Here is a 16770-nt window from a genome sequence, read left to right on the forward strand (position 1 = left end):
TCTGGGTGGTCATACCCGTAAGTTTCGGGACCCTGAAGAAATCCCTGACTCAAGCCGGGCCGAGGGGGGTGTCAGGGGAGGGGCCGCCAGATAATTAGGCCACCCCTACCCACTGGTCACCATTTGATTATAAGACCGTCCGGCCAGTCCAACCCGCCACCATCATCACCAGACGTCTGCCCATTGACCGCATACCAGCCCGGCCCATGCTCCACCCAGTCGTTCGAGATGCTGCGGTTGCACCGCCGATGGATAAGCCGGTACGCCAGGCGTGTTTTGTCGCCTTGCTCGTGGTCGGCTTCCAGGGCCGCGCCATCAAAATTCTTGGACGGGTCGCGGTACATAGGTTGGCCGCAGTAGGAACAGGGTTCGCCGTCTTTGAGGTTGTAGAGCAGTCGGTCTCGGTGTTTTTGGTGGTTATGTCCGTAGCCAGCGGCGGTGGTGTTTTTCTTCTTGCTGGGCTTCAGGGCGGTGTGGTTGACGGTCACGTCCTGCCCGTCGTCTCGGAGGCGTTGTGCGAGCTGTTCTGCAAGTGCGACGCTGCGGTGCTTGCCGGCGGAGCAGGTGATGGTGGCGCTGGCGGCTTCGGTGAGTGTGAGCCGGTTGTAGGCTGCGTCGAGTGCTTGGGTGTAGGCGGCGTGTTGGTTGAGCCAGTCTTGGACTTTTGGGTCTCTGCCGTCGCGTGGGCGTAGTGCTGGTTCGTCGTGTGGGTTTGGCAGGTTGGTCGCATCGATGGTGATGTCGCCGCGGTTGGTTTTGCCGCGTGGTCCGGTGGTGATGTGGATTGCCATCACGTGTTCACCGCCCTTGTGGATCGCGAATACCCCCAACTGTTGTTGGGGGTCATGTGTTGTTACACGTAAGTGTACCACGGATTTGGACATTGGTGTTTATTGTTCGTGGATTTCTTGGGTTCGGTAGTGGACGCGTCCGTTTTGGGTGTAGGCGGTGACGTGGTGGCGGGTGCACCATTTGCGGATGGCGGTTGGGGTTTTGCCGAGGGCTTTGGCGATTTCGTCTGCTGTGGCGTAGTCGGGCAGGTTGATGGTGTGTGGTCGGGTTGGGTGGATGTGGGTGTGGAGTTCGGTTTCGAGGTCGTGGAGTTCGGTTTCGAGGTCGTCGTACCAGGTGAGTTCGTTGAGGTGGTGGCGGTGGCGGTGTATCCAGGCGGGCCAGAATCCTCCGACGCGGGCGTCGGGTGGGATGGGGAGTGTGAGGTCGTCGCTGATGTTTTCGGCGAGTTCTTGGAGTCGGGTTTGGATGTCGAGGAGGTATTCGAGTTGGGTGTCGTCGCCGGGGGTGGTGGAGCCGGTGGTGTTGGTGCGGACACCTGTTTGTGATTGGCGGGCGGCGTGGAGGTCGGATTCCCAGTAGGTGGTTTGGAGGGTGTGGAGGAGTTGGGCGATGTGGCGGAGGGTGTGGGCGAGGCTCATTGGTGTTCTCCTGATGTGAGTAGTTTGGTGAGGTCGTCGACGGTCATGATTGCCCATTGTTTTCCGGGGTCGGTGGTGCCGCGTCGTTTGGCGATGACGAGACCTACGTGTGCGTTGTCGTTGTCTGCTTCTTGGTGGGCTTCTTTGGTCCATTGGGGGAGGTTGAGTTTTCCGCCATAATCCTTTGCTTCTATGACGATTCGGCGGTTGTGACTGTCGCGGACGTTGGCGATGTCCCCGCAATCTTTCGCCCCGGTTTTGACCCTTCGGTCTATGCGGTCGTCGAGGTTGGCGGCGAGGTAGTCGGCGATGAGGCGTTCGAAGCGTGCGCCGGCTTGTTTGGCTGTTTTTCTGGTTCGTGGCATCTGTGTGCCTTTCTAACGCTCTGGCGTTTCGTTCTGGACTGTTTGCCCATGGGTGTCTTGTTTGTCGTTCTGTGGGGCTTCTGGGGGCTATTTTGGGCGTTTGTGGTTGTTTCTCTTGGTCCATTTTTTGATGAAGTCGGGGACTTCGGGTTTTGGTGGGTCGATGGGGCGTGGTTGGTAGCCCCGGTTGATGCCGAAGGTGCCGTTGCGTAGTTCCTGGTCGCGTTGGTCGGTGAGCTGCTGCCGGTGGGCTTCCAGCTGGGGGCCGCGGACGGGGTCTGATTCCCAGCGGCGTAGGACGATGCGTGCGGCTTGGTTGAGTTCTTTTGGCGTTGCCATGCGGTCGCCTACGAGGTCTTCGGCCCAGAGGTGTACGGCTTCTTCCCAGAGTGCTGGCGGGTAGGCGCCGCGGAGGGATTTGGCCCATGCGGCGGCGGTTGCTGCGTCGGGTTTGGGGAAGCGGTCTGGTGTGAGTTGTTTGCCGCGTTGGAGGATGGCTGCGGCGGTGGTTTGGTTCACCATGGGAGTTCTCCTTTCGATTGCCAGGTGTGGTTGATGACTTCGCCTTCGATGGTGTTGGGGTTGTCTGGGACGCCTAGCCACGCGTTAAGCGTGTTGCTGTCTTGGGCGGGCTGGGGGTTGCGTGAGATGAGTTCGTCTTCCCAGCCGTCCCTGGCGAGCCATGTGGTGGGCAGTGGGATGTATTGCTTGTCGGTGCCTTGGGTGGCGTGGAAGTCGGCGAAGCGCCGGGTCTTGGAGTTGAGTTCGTCGCGGCTTACGCGCTTAGTCGCGCGTCGCCACTCATTGAGGGCTTTTCGCTTGCCTTGCTTGCGCGGGTAAAGGTTCCACCAGTCTTCGAAGTCTGCGGGGTACTTGTTGGGGGTCTCATCACGCCCGCGTTCACCGTCAGGTGAACCCTCTTCGGGTTCATCGTTTGAACCTGGGTTTGAACTAGTTACTGAATTACTAATTACATAGTTACAGTTACTAGTTATAGGGCACCCCTTTCCGGACCCCTTTCTGGACCCCTTACCGATAGGGGTCGGTTTACCCTTTCCAGACCCCTTTCCAGACCCCTTTCCAGACCCCTTTCCAGACCCCTTTCCAGACCCCTTACCTAACGGGTAAATGGACGGGTCAACACGGGGCTCAGACAACAGATTCAACGCCTCCTCAGACCCCCACCCCGGAAGGCTGGGAGCCTCCTCGCGGAGCCGGGCGAGCTCGTACACAACAACCCCACGCAACTCGCTAGAGCCGACCTCTGCTAGCTTCCGCGTCATAGCGGTCGCCATCTTCGGCTGCTTCAACAGCCCACTGTTGCGCAAATACGAACGAACAAGGAACTCTTCAGTGTCTTCGTCGATGAGCACATAAAGGCCCGCGATGAGTTCTTGAGCGGCGTCTTCAACGTCTGTTCGTTCCCAGTTGCCGACAAACTTCGCTAATCGCCCGGGGCGCCAATCCCCTACCCCAGCGTGGTTCAGGGACGGGTGTGAAATCAGGACAAAATAGAGGTGCTGGGCGTTAACGGTAAGGCTCCGGAATTCACTGTCATTCCAGATTTCTACCTGTATCTGGGCGTACTTACGCATTCGGGCCATCCTCCTTGTGGTTCGGAAAATCGATGAGGTAGCGGGCGAAATGCGCCAGTTCCTCGTTTTCGTCCCCGAAAAGGAGAAGGTAGCGGGCTACACCCCGTTCGATGGATTGGCACTCTTCAGGGCGTTCAAGCATGTCAATGAGGTGTTCCTTTTCTTCAACGGTCAGGTAGTTCATCGTTGTTTCCTCCTTTCTCTATGGATTGGAATAGTTGGATGAGCGCGTCGAGTAGGTCTGGTGTGGCGCCGTAGAGGTCTCGGGATTCGAGCCAGGCGCGCATGTCCTCACGCTGCTGATGGGTAGGCATTTAGAACAGTGGGATCGATTCTTGGGAAAGTCGGTTGGCTATTAGTTCGCAGTATTCTTCGTTTACCTCGTAGCCGACGGCGCGTCGGCCTAGATTTTTCGCGGCTCTTAGTGTCGTGCCAGAACCTGCGAAGGGGTCGAGGATTAGATCTGCGGGCCGGTCTTCGATTGGTTCTGCGGGATTGCTGAACCACGTGACGAATTGCTCGACCATTGCCAACGGTTTGGAGGTTGGATGCCCCATACCGGAGGTTGCTTGCATATGGAAGTTGCCTGCTTTTCCTTTGCCGTTCCAGTGGCTTTTACGGTCGTTTCGGTGCATATAGGCGATGGCTTCCCACCCTTGTGCGGGGCGGTCCCCAGTGAATTGTGGGATTGGGTTTTTCTTTAGCCAGATTCCGATTCGTTTCATGGTTAGGCCGGGCGGCGGGGTGATGTCGTATTGAACTGCGTGGTGGTAGTCCATGTTGGCTATTACCCAGCCTTGAGTGACGCGGCCGCATTCAGACATGATGTCGGTTAGGTCTTCGTCTGTGATTTCTACGAAGGATTGGCCGACGGTGGTGGTTTGTTTCATGTTGCCGAGTCGGCTGTTTTTGTGGACTCGTTCCGTGTAGGGAGGGTCGGTGATTACTAGTTCTGCTTCTTCGTCTACGAGGCTGTTTAGGCCTTCTCGGCAGTCGGTATTGAATAAGGTGATGTGGTCGTCTTGGTAGTAGGGGTTCATTTGCTGCTTCCGATTCCGTTGGTGCCGCGCTGGGTGGCGGGTAGTTCGCGGACTTCAGCAATCTCATTAGGTGTGATGGGCACGGTGACCAACTGGGCGATGTAGTCGCCTGCTTCAATGTTCTGGGTCGAATTGCCGGTGTTGTGGAGGCTCAATTTGATGGGGCCGGTAAAACCCTGGTCAATGATGCCGGTGCCGTTGCTAAGCACTAGGTGCTTCTTGATACCCGTGGAGCTGCGCACAAACACCATCCCCACATGGCCGCGTGGCACAGCAACGTGCACGCCGGTGTCCCCTACCCTGTGGGCACCTACAGGCACGGTGAGGTCGTGTTTGAGGGCCAGGTCGATGCCGGCGTCATCTTTGTAGGCTTGGCGCGGGTGAGCAGCGCCATCATCCAGCTGGTAATAAATCATTGGGTTCCTTTCATACGAAACGACCCCGCCAGGGCGGCGCGACTTTGTTTACTCATCGTGGTTTCCTTTGTATTGTTTGATGGCGGTTTTGATTGCTTCCGCTACGCGCTTTTTGACTGTCGCGTCTTTAGTGTTTTCGGCGGCCGATAGTGCTTCCTCTATGAGGTATTCGAGCGCGCCGCGTAGGCGGATTACTTCTTCCGCGAGTTCCGGCGCTAAGGCCGCGAGTGTGAGGTCATCGTCCGAGCATGAGGAACCTGCGCCGTTTGCTTCCACTCCGATACACATGTCCCAGCTAGACCAGTCGCCGATGTACCGCTCATCTGGGGCTTCTCCCGGGTGGTATTCCCACGGCCCGGCCGCGGCTTGGTCGAGTAGGTGCTGGAGGTGTGTGGTAGTGAGGTCAGTCATTGGTGGTCTCCGTTTCGTGACGGTTGTCAGGGGTAGGCCGGTAGACCCAGTAAGGGTCGGGTGCGAACGGGATGTCTGGCGGGTAGTGCAGGGCGCGCTCTACGGTGCGGAGCCACCTCCACCCGTGCTGCTCCGTTTCGACAGGGTGCCAGGCGAACCAGCGCTGCCACGGTCCGATCATTCCTGCACCTCCGTGAGTGTGTAGCGGCGACCAGTAGGAGTGAGGGTTTTAGTCATCGGTGCCCCACCCCCAGCGCAGGACACGACGGCGGTTGCCCGATATTTCTTCGCTGCCGCCAGACCAGGTGCACGACTTCCAGACGCTGCCGTCTTTCATAAGGGGAACGCCATCCTTTCGTAGCATGATTACAGTCCCGTCGGGCGCGTCCTTGTAGTCCTGCTCAGTCTCTAGGTACTCGGGTTGGTCGTCGTCGATTACGAGCTTGTACCGGCGGCCGGTGGGGACCAAGTGACGAGGGGCGATACGCCCCTGGTTGGTGAGGATGGTGCAGTTCTCGTAGGAGAACCCGAGCATGGCGACGTTTTCTCCGTTGTAGTCGGCCTCCCAAAGGAAGTTCTCGTCTTGGTCCCAGCCGAGTTCGTCCATGTTCTGCTTCGGCCGTTCTGGCAGGACGGCTTTAATCGCCTCCAGGTCGCTGTTGTAGGCCTCTAGACTGCGGTGCCCGGCGTTCATCCGGTCGAGAGCTTCCCACGCGTCGATTATCTGGTCACGAGTGTGTCCGCTCATTTACAGCACCTCCAGCTGGGCTAGTGCCCACAGCAGCATGTAGATGGGGTGGTTCGGGTCAGCTAGGCCACCATCGGGGGTGAAGGCTAGGTTGAGGAGGTTAATCATGGTTGGGTTCCTTTCGGCAAGGCGTTGTGTAGTAGGTCGGCGAGCATGTTGGGGTTCCAGGAGGTGACTTCGAGGTAGCGGTCAATATCGATGTAGAGTTTGGCCACGTACCACCCGTCCCCGGTGCGCTTGACCTGGAGATCGAAGTCGTAGGCTTCTTTCCAAAATTCGTCCCGCTGGGACTCGGTGGGAGTTAGTTCCAGCCGGTCGATGACGGACTGGAGGCCGGGGTCAAGTTCGTTCATTCTTTCTCCTTTTCATTGGTGCTCATTCGGGTATTCTCATTTGTTTGTCCTGTAGGTGGGGTCGTGGGTTTCGAGGACGTTTTTGACCATGCCGGCGGCGTCGAAGAAAGCTTCCCGCTCCTGGGACGGGGCGAGTCCTGCCATCTGCTCCAGGTCGAGTTTGAGCTGGCGGACATCCCTCATCAGGCGGTTGTATTTGGTTGTTGGCGTGGCTTTGGATTTGCCGTAGGAGGAGGTGCACATGGTGTGTCCTTGGGGTGAAGAGGGTTAGAAAAAGGGCCCCGATACGCTCGGGGCGGGGCGGTCAGAATGGTGGTTTTTGCTGGGTGTTCCAGGCGTGTCCGGTGTTGTTCTGCGGCTGCCAGGTACTGGACTGTTGGGGTTGCTGGTCTGGTTTGCGGACGTCTGCCACCTGGGTGAACAAGGACGGAGCGATGGTGTCCACCATCATGGTCATGACGGTTTGCTCGCCCTGGTCAGAGGCCCAGGTTTCGGGTTTGAGCTGGCCAGAAACAGTAACCATGCAGCCTTTGTGGAGCGACTGGGCGGCGTGTTCTGCCTGCTTTCCAAAGACCCTCGCGGATACCCATACGGTCGGGCCAGGAGACCACTGGCCATTAGCGTCACGTGTATTTTCAGACCACGCGACACTAAGCGTGAGCATGGGTTTACCATCGCGGGTGGCCTTCAACTCCGGGTCTTTGCCCAAATTCCCGGTGAGTACGGTGTAAGCCATTTAGAGTTCCTCCGCCTTAGCGTTGGCGGCGTCAACCAGCTCGGCCCACTCATCGGGCTGCACCTGAGTCTGTAATTCGCCCATGAGGTTGTCGAGCTCATCGCGGGAGGTCACGGCCTGCACCCGCTCCACATTCGATGGGGCCGGCGCGCCCTGCTCTTCCTGGGCTTCCTGCTCCTTCTTCGCAGCCAACGCAGCACGAACCTGCCCCATGCCACGCGCATCATCCCGGGTAGCCGTCATCTGGATAGATTGGGCTTCCTCCGGGGTGTAAACCACCCCACCCATGACTTCGTTGCAGGCTTCGCGCACGCCCTCAGACACGGCGCGGTTCTTGAGCATCAGCTCAGGATTCTTCTTCCAGTGGCCCTTACCCCACAGCCCGTGTTCCTCGGCTTTCGTCTTCGTCCAGGTGGTCACGTGCTCAAAGTCTGGATCGTCCTTGCGAATGATGACACACGTGGCGGTCATAGTCTTCGGGTCGAACGACTCGCGGAGGATGTGGCCGGCTGCACGGACGCGGGAGCGCATATACTTCGCGCTGAAAGTGGGCACATTGCCGACGAAGTACAACTCCGTCATCGTGACCCATGTGGATTCGCCCATGCTGCGGGCGATTTCCTGAGCAACGAGGACGTTGGCTGGGTTGCCCTTGAACTTGTCGGGGATCATATTGGCCTGGGCAAGCGTTTCAGCGTGTCGCATCTGAGCGGACAGCTGCTTATCAAAGTCACTATTGTCATAGTGCTGAATATCGTTGGTCATGTTTATTCTCCTTCTTGTAGGTTGAGGATGGTTGCCAGGGTGAGGATGGCGGCGGTTGTGGGGTCTTCGGCGCTGAACCGGTCAAAGGTTTCATCGACTTCGAGGATTGATTCTTCCCACATGGCCTTGTAGGCGGCGTGGTCTGCGCGAGCTTGCTGCAGCGCGTGGTCGTGTGGAGTTCGGGTCATTGGTACCTCACTGTGTTGGGGCCGGTGGCCGCGTGGTAGAGGTCGGGGTATTTGGATTTGAGTTTCTTGTTGTCAAGTTTGGGTGTCATGACCTCCGGGTCTTTGAGTAGGTGGGCGTATTCGTCGGGGACGTGACGCTGGGAGAAACGGCCCGGGGTTTGGGTGGCGATGACCTGCCCGTCCGGGCCGATGAGTCGCTTATGCGCGCCGATAAGGGATTCGAGCTCGGCCTTGGACTGCTCATGGTCGTCCTTGGCCTCAGCCAGCGCGTCCTTGGTCTGCTGGTAGCGGTCGAGCACATCCTGCGGGATAGTGACGTCGTCATCATCAATGGGGGTCTGCTGTGCTTTGAGCGCGTCCAGGAGTGCAGGGTCTGGAGCGGGCGGCTCGGACTCCCCCAGCGTGCGGTAGAACTCCAAGGCGGCGTCCACCATGCCCTCGAACAGTTCATGGTCTGCTGGGGCATCATAGGTGCGGGGGTACATTGGCCGGTCGGAACCGACAAGCGCGACGACCGTGCCGGACTGGATGCCACTCACACCAGCCTGGAAAATGGTCTGGGCCGCAACATCCCCGGGTAGTTCCGCGTCCCTGCTACCCCACTTTTTCTCCGAGGCGCTGGTCTTAATCTCCAGCCGGTGATACCGACTACCAGACCGGGCACGCCGGTCAAGCGTGACCTGATTAGGGAACGGCAGCGCGTCGTCCGCGTAGGCGATCTCAGTCGTTCCGCCACGCTTCGCGTTCAGCGTCCAGCCGTCGTGCTGGGCCTGCCACCACCGGGCCAGCGACTCCTCCGCAGCATGCCCCCACGCCCACGCCCGGCGCATCTCCTCGCTCGGTTCCTCCGGGGTAGCCAGCCCGCTCATCTCCATCCACAGGTCCCCCTGCGTCCGGTACGGGTCAATACCCAGAATGGCGGGAATTTTCGAGGCGGTAATACGTTTGAGGTGCTCTGGACTACCAGGCGGGGCGGCCTGCCCGGCAGTCAGTACACGGCCAGTCATTAGTCCCCCCTTTCGGCGCGGGCATGTTCAATCATCACACTGGTGACGAGTTCGAAGGCTTCCTCGCGTGTAAAGCCAGATTCCATGTAGGCAGACATAATCTGCGCCAAGTTATGCGCTGCACCACGGATGTAGGCGTTTGGCTCCGGTAGATGGCCGGGCTTCGGCAGACTGTTAAACATTGGTTTCCTTCCTTATTTGCCTACGGCAAGTTCATAGATGTGGTCTGGGTCCGGCTCACACTCGCACGGGTAGGTCTCGCACACGTCGCAGTCATACACCCCGGCGTCCTTTTCAGCTTGGGTTACACGGTCGTCGGTCATGCTGCGGCCTGCTTTTCCCAGCCGAGAATTGCGGCTGCTCTTCGGGCGTGGAAGTCGCAGAGGCCTAACTCTCGGTGCTCGACAGTCACCTGCGGGCGGACGCACTGCGAAAAGACGCACATTTTCTTCTTGGACAGCAATTCCGCCTGTCGCACGGCCTCAGCATGAGACGAGCACGAGCGCTTCCACATTCCGCGCACTGCCATCCACACGCCGTCTTTGCGGATGACGCGGGCCTTCGGCTTTACTTCATCGTCGTCTTTCACAGTCCCTCCCGCTCGCGGTCGACTTGGACGGTGATGGCGTGGCACATGTCTGTAAGCTCGGGGGATAAGCCTTCATGGTCGCGCATCCAGTCCAAGGCAAAATTCTGGAGCTCATTAATAGCGTGGACTTTTGCTTCTCGGGGCACTTCCCTGCCGGGCTCATAGCCAATCAGCGGCATGTCACATCGCCTCCAGCCAGACTGGCGGGGCGGAGATAATGGCGGTGAACACCGCGCCGGCCAGGGTGCCGAAGATGAACATCAACCAGGCGAATCGCATTCTCTTGGCGAGCTGGTCTTCCAGGCGCTGAATACGCCGGTCAGGGCTAACCCGGCGCGGGCGGGTCTTACTTGTGGTCGGGGTGGGCATGGCGGATTTTCTCCTCGTATTTCTTGGCCATTCCGGCCATGTGGTGGGCTTGAGCAGCCGCATCATGGAGGCGGCGGCGGAGCTGTTCTGGGGCGTGCGCAGCCAGGTAGAGGGCCTGATATTGGCCTTCGATGTCGCGTAGACGCTTCACCAGCTCTGCTGGGGTGATTTGCTGCACTGGGTCTACCTCCAGACCATGGCATAGTCACGCCGGTGCCGGCCCCGATAAAACAGACTCTGGAGACTTCGGAGAATTTTCTTCATTAGGCAGCGTTCCTTTCCAGCCAGGCGTCGACGTCCTCCGGGCGGATACGCCAATGAGCACGGAATCCCGGGCTTGACTTCGTGCCCTTGAGAACGCCCCGATTCAGCGCTTCATAAATAAACCAAGGCGAGTATTGCGTCATGTCGGCGACCTGTTTAACGGTCAAATAACGTGTAGTATTCATGTGGGATACCTTCCTGATAGGGGCCTCCGCGTGATTATTCGGACTACGTCACACGGAGGCCTTTTCATGTGTTGGGTGGGGTGCAGGTGGTCAGTGCCGGCGTGCCAACCCAGGAGACGAGCTCTGGGTGAACGAAAAGCACACGGTTAACCCCTTGCCGCGGGCGAATGCTGGACAACCCACAGACACCCCCAGTGCCCTCGTCAGAAATCGAATCTGAACAGCTAGTGTTGTAATACTCCCCGATCCGCTAGTTGGGATACGGAAAAGCTGCCCACACCAGTGGGCAAGGGCTGGAATTTGTTTACGCGCCGCCCCGTTACCTCCCACGGTTCGCACCCGCAGGGTGTAGGTGCGTGCTCCCCTTAGGTCATGGCGTTCTACTTGCCTTAAACGGCGTTCCAATCTCGCTCGCTAGGTTTACACACGCCCGTATCTATGGCGGCGCTATCCACTATTCAGTTCTGATACATCGTTTTCTGCCCAACCTCCACCCCTCACGGTTTTGGTCACTGTGACAGAATTTTCAGGGACAACTGCCCCAGTGCCCGGCCAGGGACTCGAACCCCAGCTACACCATCGGGCTAGGTCGTGATCGTGAATCCTGCGTCCCGGACAATCCGCAACGCTTCTGCCACGTTTGCCTTCTCTGGCACTCGTTCCTGCCCGTCCTTAGGCCACTGGACCGGGGCGCTGCGCTGAACAATCGCGATGTATCCCATGGAATTCAGCAGGTCAACACGCCGCTTCGCCGAAGAACGAGACCTAAACCACTTATCCGTATTCGGCTCGAAAAACTTGTTGGACTTAAACCGTTCGATATACTCCGGCCCCGCTTGCCATCCCACCGGGCAGCCCCACTCAACGGCCTCCTCGCCAGTACGTTCATCGAAAGCGGTGTACGCCTCAAACTCTGGGTAGTCGATGATGTGGGCGCGGTACATGTAGTCACTCATTAGGCGATCTCCTTCGGGTTCAGTTCCTGGCCGTACTCTGCGACGGCCTTGACAATCCATTTCCAGGCCACGTCCTGGCCCTTAGGGCTGATTAACGGGCGGTCGTAGGCGTGCCCGTTTTCAGCGACCCCCTTTTCGTTCTTGCCCCAACCGGCACGTACAGCGTCCCGCTTAACCTGGCCACTGTCGGCACGCCCAGGGGCGATATACATTCCCTTCCGGGTCAGCAGGCGGATAACATTGGCCTGCTTAATATCAAGCCCTTGCAAATCTCCCCACTGCTGCACTTCGCGGGCAAAATTCTGCTTACCTTTCCATTCCTTAACACCGGAATGAGCCTGCGCCTTAGCTACGGCGGGGGCCTGCGCCTCGATAGCGCGTGCCCGCTTCTCAGCAAGCTCACGCTGCTCACGCTCCTGCTTCTCAGCGAGCTCCTTCGCCTCCACTGTGCTGGCCAGCTCGCGCAGCGCGGAAGCATAATCCTGGGGAAGCACGGGGGTGGCCTGGTGGCTCTTCGCCCGGCGTTCGCATTCGATGAAGTACTGGCGAGCCTGCTTCCCCTTCTCCGTACGCTGGATCATGCTGATTTCTTTAGCCATGTCCAAGCTGATGATGTGATCTAGTGCTTCACGCTCGCGGCCTAGGGAATCTTGTACCCGCCGATTTTTCGGCGCGTAGTCTTTGACCTCTTCAAAGCCGTATTCGACCATGCGCGGGAACCACTCGCGGTAGCGAGAGTTCACACCGAGGAATGCGTGTAGGTCGCGGCCCATGACAGCTTGAGCGCCGTCATAGTCCTGAATCGGGATGAGTTCACCCATGATGTATACTCCTAAGTAGATTGTTTGGTGCCCCGCCCTCGTGCGGGGCTTTTATATGCTTCACTTAATTCAGGGCAACCAGCCCTAGAAAGTGAGGTGAAAAATGATGAATGAAGAGCTCAAAACTCTGCGAGCGTCGATAAAAGGCGTGGCAGCAACATTCGCGAATGGTGCTGATTCTCTATCGGAAGAACTGTCTGTTACTCGGCAGTTTTCGACTTCCGTATCCGAGGGAATCGAAGACCTTGCCGAACGGCTAACCCCAGCCACTGCCGCAAGCGATGACCGAATGTTGATTTTTCACGCCCTAAATCAGATGCAGTATGCCCTTGGGGTCTTAGAGGCTCGAATTGTCGACCTTGAGAGAAAGCACGATTAAATTCCTCTTGGGCGGCAATTAGGTCGTCCATTTTTGCCTTGAAGGTTTCCCCTGGCGTTGCCCCGCCGGGGGTTTCCTTTTCATCGCGGGTCATGCTGTAAACTCCTTCCTTTTCAATACCGCTTTATGTGGGCTTTTTCTTATGCGGCCAGTTCTTCGGCAACGAGAATTTTGGAGGGGTTGGCTCCGAGTGCCGCTAACGCCTCGAGCACTGAGACTGTTGGCCTGCGGGTGTTTAGTGCCGTGGTCCAGGTCTTTCGATTCAGGTCTGTCTTTTCGGCCAAGCCGGTCGTGGACGTGATGTGATGAAGTCGCTTCACTCGGTCGATTTCATCTAGGGAGAGTAGAAACATTCCCATTCCCTCCTTTCTTTTGGTCGGTGTGTAACTTAATTTACACACCACACCAGTAACCGGCAAGTGTAATTACACGAATGGGGGAACTCTAATTTCCATTTGGGCATGTAATTGCCCATTCGCTGGGTAATTTTTTACCCACTGTGTTAGTGTGTAAAACATGGAAATCAAGCAATGGCTTAGCGAAACCTCGCACCGCAGAATCACAGACCAAGAAGTCGCAGACATCCTCAAAATCACGCGCAAAACCGCAAACAAACGATTAAACGATGGCCTGCCCACAGACGACCTTCTTGCACTCTGCAAAGAATTCGGGATAAACCGCACACTCGCCCTAGTTGAGCTAGGCCACGTCCCATACCAAGACGTGCTCGATTTCCTCGACTCCGACGGCGCCCTAGTATCCACCGCCGACGAGGGTGAACTGGCCATAGAGCTTGCGCGCCGACTCAATCCCGCTACCCGCGCTAATGAGATAGACGAGTTGGCTGCTCGTCGTGCGGGTGCCCCCGTGTCCGGCGCTCATGCTTCACTGCATGACGAGGATGACGGCACCGTCATGGACTGGGATGACAGCATCCCGCACGCCGCTGACTCCTCCCCCGACGAGCAAGCCGAGCGTGAGAAACGAGGTGAAGATTTGATTGATTAACGTCGAAGCCCTAATCGACGTGGCGCAGCGACGCGGGTATCGGGTGAGGTGGCACCGCGGCGGGCCGAAAGCAGCATGGCTCCCCCACCGCAACACCATCACGCTGCGCGTCGGCATGGACGACGTCACCACCCTGTGCTCACTGGCCCACGAACTAGGCCACGCACATTACGGGGACCCGCCCGGCCACCACGGGGCACACGAGCTACGTGCCGACCGATTCGCCGCCCGCCTACTCATCAACCCGGCAGACTACGCCGCCACCGAAGCAATCTACGGACCACACCCCTCCGTCCTAGCCCACGAGCTAGGCGTCACGGTCAAAGTCCTAAAAACTTGGCAATCTCTCTACGAAAGGCAAGCAGCATGAAACGCCTCATCCCCATCTTTTTAGCAGTCCCGTTGGTCTTGGCTGCGTGCCAGTCTGAGGACACCCCAGCCCCGGTGGAGTCGACTACGAGCAGCAGCAGCGCGCCGTCTACCACATCGACAAGCTCCAGTGCTTCTTCTAGCTCGGAGCAAAAGACCAGCGAGCCCTCTGCCCAGCCTGTCCAGGAGCCGGAGGCAGCGCCAGTCGAACAGCAAGCACCTGTGGACGAACCCCCGGCCTCACCAACATTCGACCCGAATAGCGGCGACGGCTACGGACCCAACCAGCAGCTGCCTCCACTGTGCGAGCGCTTCCCCAGCGACCCGGATTGTGGCGGCTCGGTCAACAACTACGAAGATCCGGCCAACGCGTCCAAGGTCGTGTCTCACTGCGCGGATGATGTGATGTTGTACCAGCCGGGGACGACGTATTTCACGGACGGGACGACCGGCTACACCGATGGGTGCTATCAGGAGATGATGGCCAAGTTTGAAGCACTCAACCCGTAGAAAAATAGCCCCCACCCTACTGTTTGGGTGGGGTTTTGCGTCTAGGCCTGGTGGAAGGGAAAAAGATTTATCATGGCGTCGGTGAGGAAGTATGAGACTGCCCGCGGGTATGCGTGGCGAGTCCAATACCGCAGTCCGGATGGCAGGTCGAGGACGAAACAAGGTTTTCGTACGAAGACTGAGGCCCAGGCGTGGGCGGATAAAAACGCGACGGATGTGCGTGATGGTACGTGGTGTGACCCGACTTTGGCGCGGCGTACCGTGGCCGATTATGCCCCCTTGTTTTTCAAGACGAAGGCACACTTAGCGCCGGGGTCATTACGCCCTATGCGGTCATCCTGGGAGAACTGGGTTAAACCTGTGTGGGGTAATCGTAGTGTGGGGTCTATTCGTAAGCCTGAGGTGCAAGCGTGGCTGTCTGAGTATCATGAGAAGCCGGTGTCTGTGCGCCGCGCCCATGGCGTGCTGGCCGGAATTTTGGACATCGCTGTCGATGATGGTGCGGTGCCGATGAATCGCGCCCGGGGTGTGACGCTGCCGAAAAAGCCTATCCCGAAGAAGATTTATTTGACCGAACAGCAGCTGGTCGGCCTGGCGCGAGAGTGCGGCCCCAACGGGGGTATCGTGCTCACTCTTGGCATGACTGGCCTGCGGTGGGGCGAGCTGGCCGGCCTACAAGTTGGTGATATTCCCGATATTGGGCACCGTGTGAAAGTAGCCCGGGCTGTCACGTGGGAGGGCAGGAAATTGCATGTTGGGGCACCGAAGAATGGGGAGTCGCGTGTTATCGCGGTGCCTGAGACTGTGATGGGGTTTTTGCGGTCGCAGGCCCAGGGGCGTGCCCCGGGCGAGTGGTTGTTCGGTAGTGAGTCGCCGCTGAAGCCGCTGGGTCATCATTCCTGGTTTGCGTTCGCGGTGCGGCGGTGTGTGGAGTCGGGGGTTATCCCTGAGCGGATTACACCGCATGGTCTGCGCCATGCGGCGGCTGGCCTGATGATTGGCTCCGGGGCAACGGTGAAAGTTGTGCAGCGTTATCTTGGTCACAAGAACGCGGCGGAGACCCTACAGACCTATGCGGACTTGTGGGAGAACGACGTGGATACGATTGGTGCGGTGATGGATAGTCGTTTTTCTAATGTCGTGGAATTGTCGTGCGATGGGGTCGTAGAGGGATTAAAAAAGACCTCTTGAGCTGGTCAAGAGGCATTTTAGCCTGGTGCGCCCGGTGAGACTTGAACTCACACGTCCTTCGGACACTAGAACCTAAATCTAGCGCGTCTGCCAATTCCGCCACGGGCGCTTAACGCGATTGATACTACCGGATGGATTCCGACGGGTTCTAATCGGGGCGGTGGGCGTTTTCGCTCACTAATGACTTTGGCGCGCCGCTGCCAGTGGGTAGGCTAGGACTCGTGAGCACGCAAGAAACCGGCAAGCGCCAGAGGATCCGAGTACGGTGGTGGCATATTGTCCTCATCGCCGTGCTCGTGGTCGCCTTCTTCGCGCTCGCCTACTGGCAGTGGACCCGCTTCCAGTCCGGTTCCGGCACCTTCCAGAACCTAGGCTACGCCCTCCAGTGGCCACTGTTCGCGGCGTTTGTCATCTACGCCTACCGGACCGCGCTGCGCAGCGAGAACGAGCGCATCGCCGCCGAAAACGAGGCGGAGGACCTCGACGGTTTCACCTACGAGGCCCCGGAGGTCACCAAGACCAAGCCGACCACCATCGACGAGGACTTCCTGCCCAGCCGGCCCCGGCTAGACGTCAAGGAATTCAACGAGCTTAACCGCCCGCGCCGCGGACACCACGAGGTCAACCCCGGTCTCGACCACTAGGGCCTGACCCGTGCGATTTTTATTTCCGAAAAAGCTAAGCTAGATAACTGCTATGACTTCTGAGAACACTTCTGCTTCCACCGCGCCGAAGCGCATCCACCCGGCCCGCCAAGCCCGCGTGCGCACCGCGCTGACCCTGTTCACCGTCGCCGCGACGGTCACCGGTATCTTCCTGCTGGTGTTGACCACGCGCATGGTGCTGGAATACCTCGTCGGCATGGACATGCCCGAGTGGGCCACCCACATCGCCCAGATCCACGGCGCCTTCTACGTTTTGTACCTGCTGTCCATCCTGAACCTGGCGCCGAAGGCCCTGTGGCCGCCGATGAAGTGGTTCACCACGGCCCTGGCCGGCACCATCCCGTTCTTCTCTTTTTACATGGAGGTCAAGCGCCGCCGCGAGGTGCAGCGCGACTTCCAGCTCTAGC

General features: G+C 58.5%; 30 protein-coding genes and 1 tRNA gene. 7 read left to right on the forward strand and 24 right to left on the reverse strand.

The window, feature by feature from the left end:
* Positions 1-116: 116 nt before the first annotated feature.
* The 19 genes from QQS52_RS04805 to QQS52_RS04895 all read right to left on the reverse strand — a co-directional run bounded on the left by QQS52_RS04805 (position 117) and on the right by QQS52_RS04895 (position 10015).
* Complete coding sequence (locus tag QQS52_RS04805; RefSeq protein ID WP_472772814.1) at positions 117-884, reverse strand: RapZ C-terminal domain-containing protein; 768 nt, start codon at positions 882-884, stop codon at positions 117-119.
* Positions 885-890: 6 nt separating this feature from the next.
* Positions 891-1433, reverse strand: coding sequence for a hypothetical protein (locus QQS52_RS04810; protein WP_472772815.1), 543 nt, complete (start codon positions 1431-1433; stop codon positions 891-893).
* Entirely contained in the window at positions 1430-1798 is a 369-nt protein-coding gene (locus QQS52_RS04815) for a putative PDDEXK endonuclease (protein WP_472772816.1), read from the reverse strand. The genes QQS52_RS04810 and QQS52_RS04815 overlap by 4 nt, the downstream gene beginning before the upstream one ends.
* An 87-nt stretch (positions 1799-1885) precedes the next feature.
* A complete protein-coding gene (locus QQS52_RS04820; protein ID WP_472772817.1) occupies positions 1886-2320 on the reverse strand; it encodes a hypothetical protein in 435 nt (144 codons plus the stop codon).
* A complete protein-coding gene (locus QQS52_RS04825; protein ID WP_472772818.1) occupies positions 2314-3393 on the reverse strand; it encodes a hypothetical protein in 1080 nt (359 codons plus the stop codon). The genes QQS52_RS04820 and QQS52_RS04825 overlap by 7 nt, the downstream gene beginning before the upstream one ends.
* A complete protein-coding gene (locus tag QQS52_RS04830) occupies positions 3386-3577 on the reverse strand; it encodes a hypothetical protein (RefSeq protein ID WP_472772819.1) in 192 nt (63 codons plus the stop codon). The genes QQS52_RS04825 and QQS52_RS04830 overlap by 8 nt, the downstream gene beginning before the upstream one ends.
* Before the next feature lie 130 nt (positions 3578-3707).
* On the reverse strand, positions 3708-4433 hold the full coding sequence (locus QQS52_RS04835) for a DNA-methyltransferase (RefSeq protein WP_472772820.1): 726 nt from the start codon (positions 4431-4433) through the stop codon (positions 3708-3710).
* On the reverse strand, positions 4430-4849 hold the full coding sequence (locus tag QQS52_RS04840; RefSeq protein WP_472772821.1) for a dUTP diphosphatase: 420 nt from the start codon (positions 4847-4849) through the stop codon (positions 4430-4432). The genes QQS52_RS04835 and QQS52_RS04840 overlap by 4 nt, the downstream gene beginning before the upstream one ends.
* A gap of 48 nt (positions 4850-4897) precedes the next feature.
* Positions 4898-5260, reverse strand: a complete 363-nt coding sequence (locus tag QQS52_RS04845) for a hypothetical protein (protein ID WP_472772822.1) — start codon at positions 5258-5260, stop codon at positions 4898-4900.
* Positions 5261-5489: 229 nt separating this feature from the next.
* Positions 5490-6008 (reverse strand): hypothetical protein, encoded by a 519-nt coding sequence (locus QQS52_RS04850; protein ID WP_472772823.1) that lies wholly within the window; start codon positions 6006-6008, stop codon positions 5490-5492.
* A 104-nt stretch (positions 6009-6112) separates the two neighbouring features.
* The gene (locus QQS52_RS04855) at positions 6113-6361 is read right to left on the reverse strand and encodes a hypothetical protein (RefSeq protein ID WP_472772824.1); all 249 of its coding nucleotides are present in this window, start codon (positions 6359-6361) and stop codon (positions 6113-6115) included.
* A gap of 36 nt (positions 6362-6397) precedes the next feature.
* The gene (locus QQS52_RS04860; RefSeq protein ID WP_472772825.1) at positions 6398-6544 is read right to left on the reverse strand and encodes a hypothetical protein; all 147 of its coding nucleotides are present in this window, start codon (positions 6542-6544) and stop codon (positions 6398-6400) included.
* A 121-nt stretch (positions 6545-6665) separates the two neighbouring features.
* On the reverse strand, positions 6666-7097 hold the full coding sequence (locus QQS52_RS04865) for a single-stranded DNA-binding protein (protein WP_472772826.1): 432 nt from the start codon (positions 7095-7097) through the stop codon (positions 6666-6668).
* Positions 7098-7802, reverse strand: coding sequence for a recombinase RecT (locus QQS52_RS04870; RefSeq protein ID WP_472772827.1), 705 nt, complete (start codon positions 7800-7802; stop codon positions 7098-7100).
* A gap of 62 nt (positions 7803-7864) precedes the next feature.
* Positions 7865-8050: a hypothetical protein gene (locus QQS52_RS04875; RefSeq protein WP_472772828.1), complete on the reverse strand. Its 186-nt coding sequence runs from the start codon at positions 8048-8050 to the stop codon at positions 7865-7867.
* A complete protein-coding gene (locus QQS52_RS04880) occupies positions 8047-9057 on the reverse strand; it encodes a YqaJ viral recombinase family protein (protein WP_472772829.1) in 1011 nt (336 codons plus the stop codon). Before QQS52_RS04880 ends, QQS52_RS04875 begins: the two co-directional genes overlap by 4 nt.
* Complete coding sequence (locus QQS52_RS04885; protein ID WP_472772830.1) at positions 9057-9239, reverse strand: hypothetical protein; 183 nt, start codon at positions 9237-9239, stop codon at positions 9057-9059. Before QQS52_RS04885 ends, QQS52_RS04880 begins: the two co-directional genes overlap by 1 nt.
* Before the next feature lie 137 nt (positions 9240-9376).
* Positions 9377-9646 carry a hypothetical protein gene (locus QQS52_RS04890; protein ID WP_472772831.1) on the reverse strand — a complete coding sequence of 90 codons (270 nt, stop codon included), beginning with the start codon at positions 9644-9646 and terminating at the stop codon, positions 9377-9379.
* 180 nt (positions 9647-9826) lie between these two features.
* Complete coding sequence (locus QQS52_RS04895) at positions 9827-10015, reverse strand: hypothetical protein (RefSeq protein WP_472772832.1); 189 nt, start codon at positions 10013-10015, stop codon at positions 9827-9829.
* On the opposite strand from QQS52_RS04895, the gene QQS52_RS04900 reads away from it, so the two are divergent.
* On the forward strand, positions 10014-10157 hold the full coding sequence (locus QQS52_RS04900; RefSeq protein WP_472772833.1) for a hypothetical protein: 144 nt from the start codon (positions 10014-10016) through the stop codon (positions 10155-10157). The two genes, QQS52_RS04895 and QQS52_RS04900, sit on opposite strands and share 2 nt — an antisense overlap.
* A gap of 121 nt (positions 10158-10278) precedes the next feature.
* Here QQS52_RS04900 and QQS52_RS04905 read toward each other — a convergent pair whose 3' ends face one another.
* The 4 genes from QQS52_RS04905 to QQS52_RS04920 form a co-directional block, all read right to left on the reverse strand.
* Positions 10279-10464, reverse strand: a complete 186-nt coding sequence (locus tag QQS52_RS04905; protein WP_472772834.1) for a helix-turn-helix domain-containing protein — start codon at positions 10462-10464, stop codon at positions 10279-10281.
* Between the two features lie 584 nt (positions 10465-11048).
* A complete protein-coding gene (locus QQS52_RS04910; protein WP_472772835.1) occupies positions 11049-11420 on the reverse strand; it encodes a hypothetical protein in 372 nt (123 codons plus the stop codon).
* Positions 11420-12241, reverse strand: coding sequence for an antA/AntB antirepressor family protein (locus QQS52_RS04915; protein ID WP_472772836.1), 822 nt, complete (start codon positions 12239-12241; stop codon positions 11420-11422). Before QQS52_RS04915 ends, QQS52_RS04910 begins: the two co-directional genes overlap by 1 nt.
* 200 nt (positions 12242-12441) lie before the next feature.
* Complete coding sequence (locus tag QQS52_RS04920) at positions 12442-12714, reverse strand: hypothetical protein (protein ID WP_472772837.1); 273 nt, start codon at positions 12712-12714, stop codon at positions 12442-12444.
* 422 nt (positions 12715-13136) lie between these two features.
* Between QQS52_RS04920 and QQS52_RS04925 the strand changes: the two genes are divergently transcribed.
* The 4 genes from QQS52_RS04925 to QQS52_RS04940 all read left to right on the forward strand — a co-directional run bounded on the left by QQS52_RS04925 (position 13137) and on the right by QQS52_RS04940 (position 15698).
* Positions 13137-13628: a hypothetical protein gene (locus QQS52_RS04925; protein ID WP_472772838.1), complete on the forward strand. Its 492-nt coding sequence runs from the start codon at positions 13137-13139 to the stop codon at positions 13626-13628.
* Positions 13621-13998, forward strand: coding sequence for an ImmA/IrrE family metallo-endopeptidase (locus QQS52_RS04930; RefSeq protein WP_472772839.1), 378 nt, complete (start codon positions 13621-13623; stop codon positions 13996-13998). The genes QQS52_RS04925 and QQS52_RS04930 overlap by 8 nt, the downstream gene beginning before the upstream one ends.
* A 221-nt stretch (positions 13999-14219) precedes the next feature.
* Complete coding sequence (locus QQS52_RS04935; protein WP_472772840.1) at positions 14220-14507, forward strand: hypothetical protein; 288 nt, start codon at positions 14220-14222, stop codon at positions 14505-14507.
* A 378-nt stretch (positions 14508-14885) separates the two neighbouring features.
* Positions 14886-15698, forward strand: a complete 813-nt coding sequence (locus QQS52_RS04940) for a tyrosine-type recombinase/integrase (protein WP_472772841.1) — start codon at positions 14886-14888, stop codon at positions 15696-15698.
* A 23-nt stretch (positions 15699-15721) separates the two neighbouring features.
* On the opposite strand, the gene QQS52_RS04945 is transcribed toward QQS52_RS04940, so the two are convergent.
* Positions 15722-15807 (reverse strand) — tRNA-Leu (locus tag QQS52_RS04945).
* Between the two features lie 112 nt (positions 15808-15919).
* Between QQS52_RS04945 and QQS52_RS04950 the strand changes: the two genes are divergently transcribed.
* Together QQS52_RS04950 and QQS52_RS04955 are read left to right on the forward strand one after the other, a co-directional pair.
* Positions 15920-16342 carry a hypothetical protein gene (locus QQS52_RS04950; protein ID WP_472772842.1) on the forward strand — a complete coding sequence of 141 codons (423 nt, stop codon included), beginning with the start codon at positions 15920-15922 and terminating at the stop codon, positions 16340-16342.
* 52 nt (positions 16343-16394) lie between these two features.
* Positions 16395-16769, forward strand: a complete 375-nt coding sequence (locus QQS52_RS04955) for a DUF3817 domain-containing protein (RefSeq protein ID WP_472772843.1) — start codon at positions 16395-16397, stop codon at positions 16767-16769.
* The last annotated feature ends 1 nt before the right edge of the window (position 16770 follow it).

It is taken from the genome of Corynebacterium sp. 1103A (genome assembly GCF_055700955.1).

Bases quoted from the DNA above. Each gene is read 5' to 3' on its own strand.
- QQS52_RS04925 (WP_472772838.1), top strand. From the start codon at position 13,137: ATGGAAATCAAGCAATGGCTTAGCGAAACCTCGCACCGCAGAATCACA.
- QQS52_RS04845 (WP_472772822.1), bottom strand. From the start codon at position 5,260: ATGACTGACCTCACTACCACACACCTCCAGCACCTACTCGACCAAGCC.
- QQS52_RS04895 (WP_472772832.1), bottom strand. From the start codon at position 10,015: ATGCCCACCCCGACCACAAGTAAGACCCGCCCGCGCCGGGTTAGCCCT.
- QQS52_RS04840 (WP_472772821.1), bottom strand. From the start codon at position 4,849: ATGATTTATTACCAGCTGGATGATGGCGCTGCTCACCCGCGCCAAGCC.
- QQS52_RS04860 (WP_472772825.1), bottom strand. From the start codon at position 6,544: ATGAGGGATGTCCGCCAGCTCAAACTCGACCTGGAGCAGATGGCAGGA.
- QQS52_RS04820 (WP_472772817.1), bottom strand. From the start codon at position 2,320: ATGGTGAACCAAACCACCGCCGCAGCCATCCTCCAACGCGGCAAACAA.
- QQS52_RS04830 (WP_472772819.1), bottom strand. From the start codon at position 3,577: ATGAACTACCTGACCGTTGAAGAAAAGGAACACCTCATTGACATGCTT.
- QQS52_RS04810 (WP_472772815.1), bottom strand. From the start codon at position 1,433: ATGAGCCTCGCCCACACCCTCCGCCACATCGCCCAACTCCTCCACACC.
- QQS52_RS04955 (WP_472772843.1), top strand. From the start codon at position 16,395: ATGACTTCTGAGAACACTTCTGCTTCCACCGCGCCGAAGCGCATCCAC.
- QQS52_RS04825 (WP_472772818.1), bottom strand. From the start codon at position 3,393: ATGCGTAAGTACGCCCAGATACAGGTAGAAATCTGGAATGACAGTGAA.
- QQS52_RS04875 (WP_472772828.1), bottom strand. From the start codon at position 8,050: ATGACCCGAACTCCACACGACCACGCGCTGCAGCAAGCTCGCGCAGAC.
- QQS52_RS04850 (WP_472772823.1), bottom strand. From the start codon at position 6,008: ATGAGCGGACACACTCGTGACCAGATAATCGACGCGTGGGAAGCTCTC.
- QQS52_RS04805 (WP_472772814.1), bottom strand. From the start codon at position 884: ATGTCCAAATCCGTGGTACACTTACGTGTAACAACACATGACCCCCAA.
- QQS52_RS04855 (WP_472772824.1), bottom strand. From the start codon at position 6,361: ATGAACGAACTTGACCCCGGCCTCCAGTCCGTCATCGACCGGCTGGAA.
- QQS52_RS04900 (WP_472772833.1), top strand. From the start codon at position 10,014: ATGGCGGATTTTCTCCTCGTATTTCTTGGCCATTCCGGCCATGTGGTG.
- QQS52_RS04885 (WP_472772830.1), bottom strand. From the start codon at position 9,239: ATGTTTAACAGTCTGCCGAAGCCCGGCCATCTACCGGAGCCAAACGCC.
- QQS52_RS04870 (WP_472772827.1), bottom strand. From the start codon at position 7,802: ATGCGACACGCTGAAACGCTTGCCCAGGCCAATATGATCCCCGACAAG.
- QQS52_RS04865 (WP_472772826.1), bottom strand. From the start codon at position 7,097: ATGGCTTACACCGTACTCACCGGGAATTTGGGCAAAGACCCGGAGTTG.
- QQS52_RS04910 (WP_472772835.1), bottom strand. From the start codon at position 11,420: ATGAGTGACTACATGTACCGCGCCCACATCATCGACTACCCAGAGTTT.
- QQS52_RS04915 (WP_472772836.1), bottom strand. From the start codon at position 12,241: ATGGGTGAACTCATCCCGATTCAGGACTATGACGGCGCTCAAGCTGTC.
- QQS52_RS04920 (WP_472772837.1), bottom strand. From the start codon at position 12,714: ATGACCCGCGATGAAAAGGAAACCCCCGGCGGGGCAACGCCAGGGGAA.
- QQS52_RS04835 (WP_472772820.1), bottom strand. From the start codon at position 4,433: ATGAACCCCTACTACCAAGACGACCACATCACCTTATTCAATACCGAC.
- QQS52_RS04880 (WP_472772829.1), bottom strand. From the start codon at position 9,057: ATGACTGGCCGTGTACTGACTGCCGGGCAGGCCGCCCCGCCTGGTAGT.
- QQS52_RS04815 (WP_472772816.1), bottom strand. From the start codon at position 1,798: ATGCCACGAACCAGAAAAACAGCCAAACAAGCCGGCGCACGCTTCGAA.
- QQS52_RS04905 (WP_472772834.1), bottom strand. From the start codon at position 10,464: ATGAATACTACACGTTATTTGACCGTTAAACAGGTCGCCGACATGACG.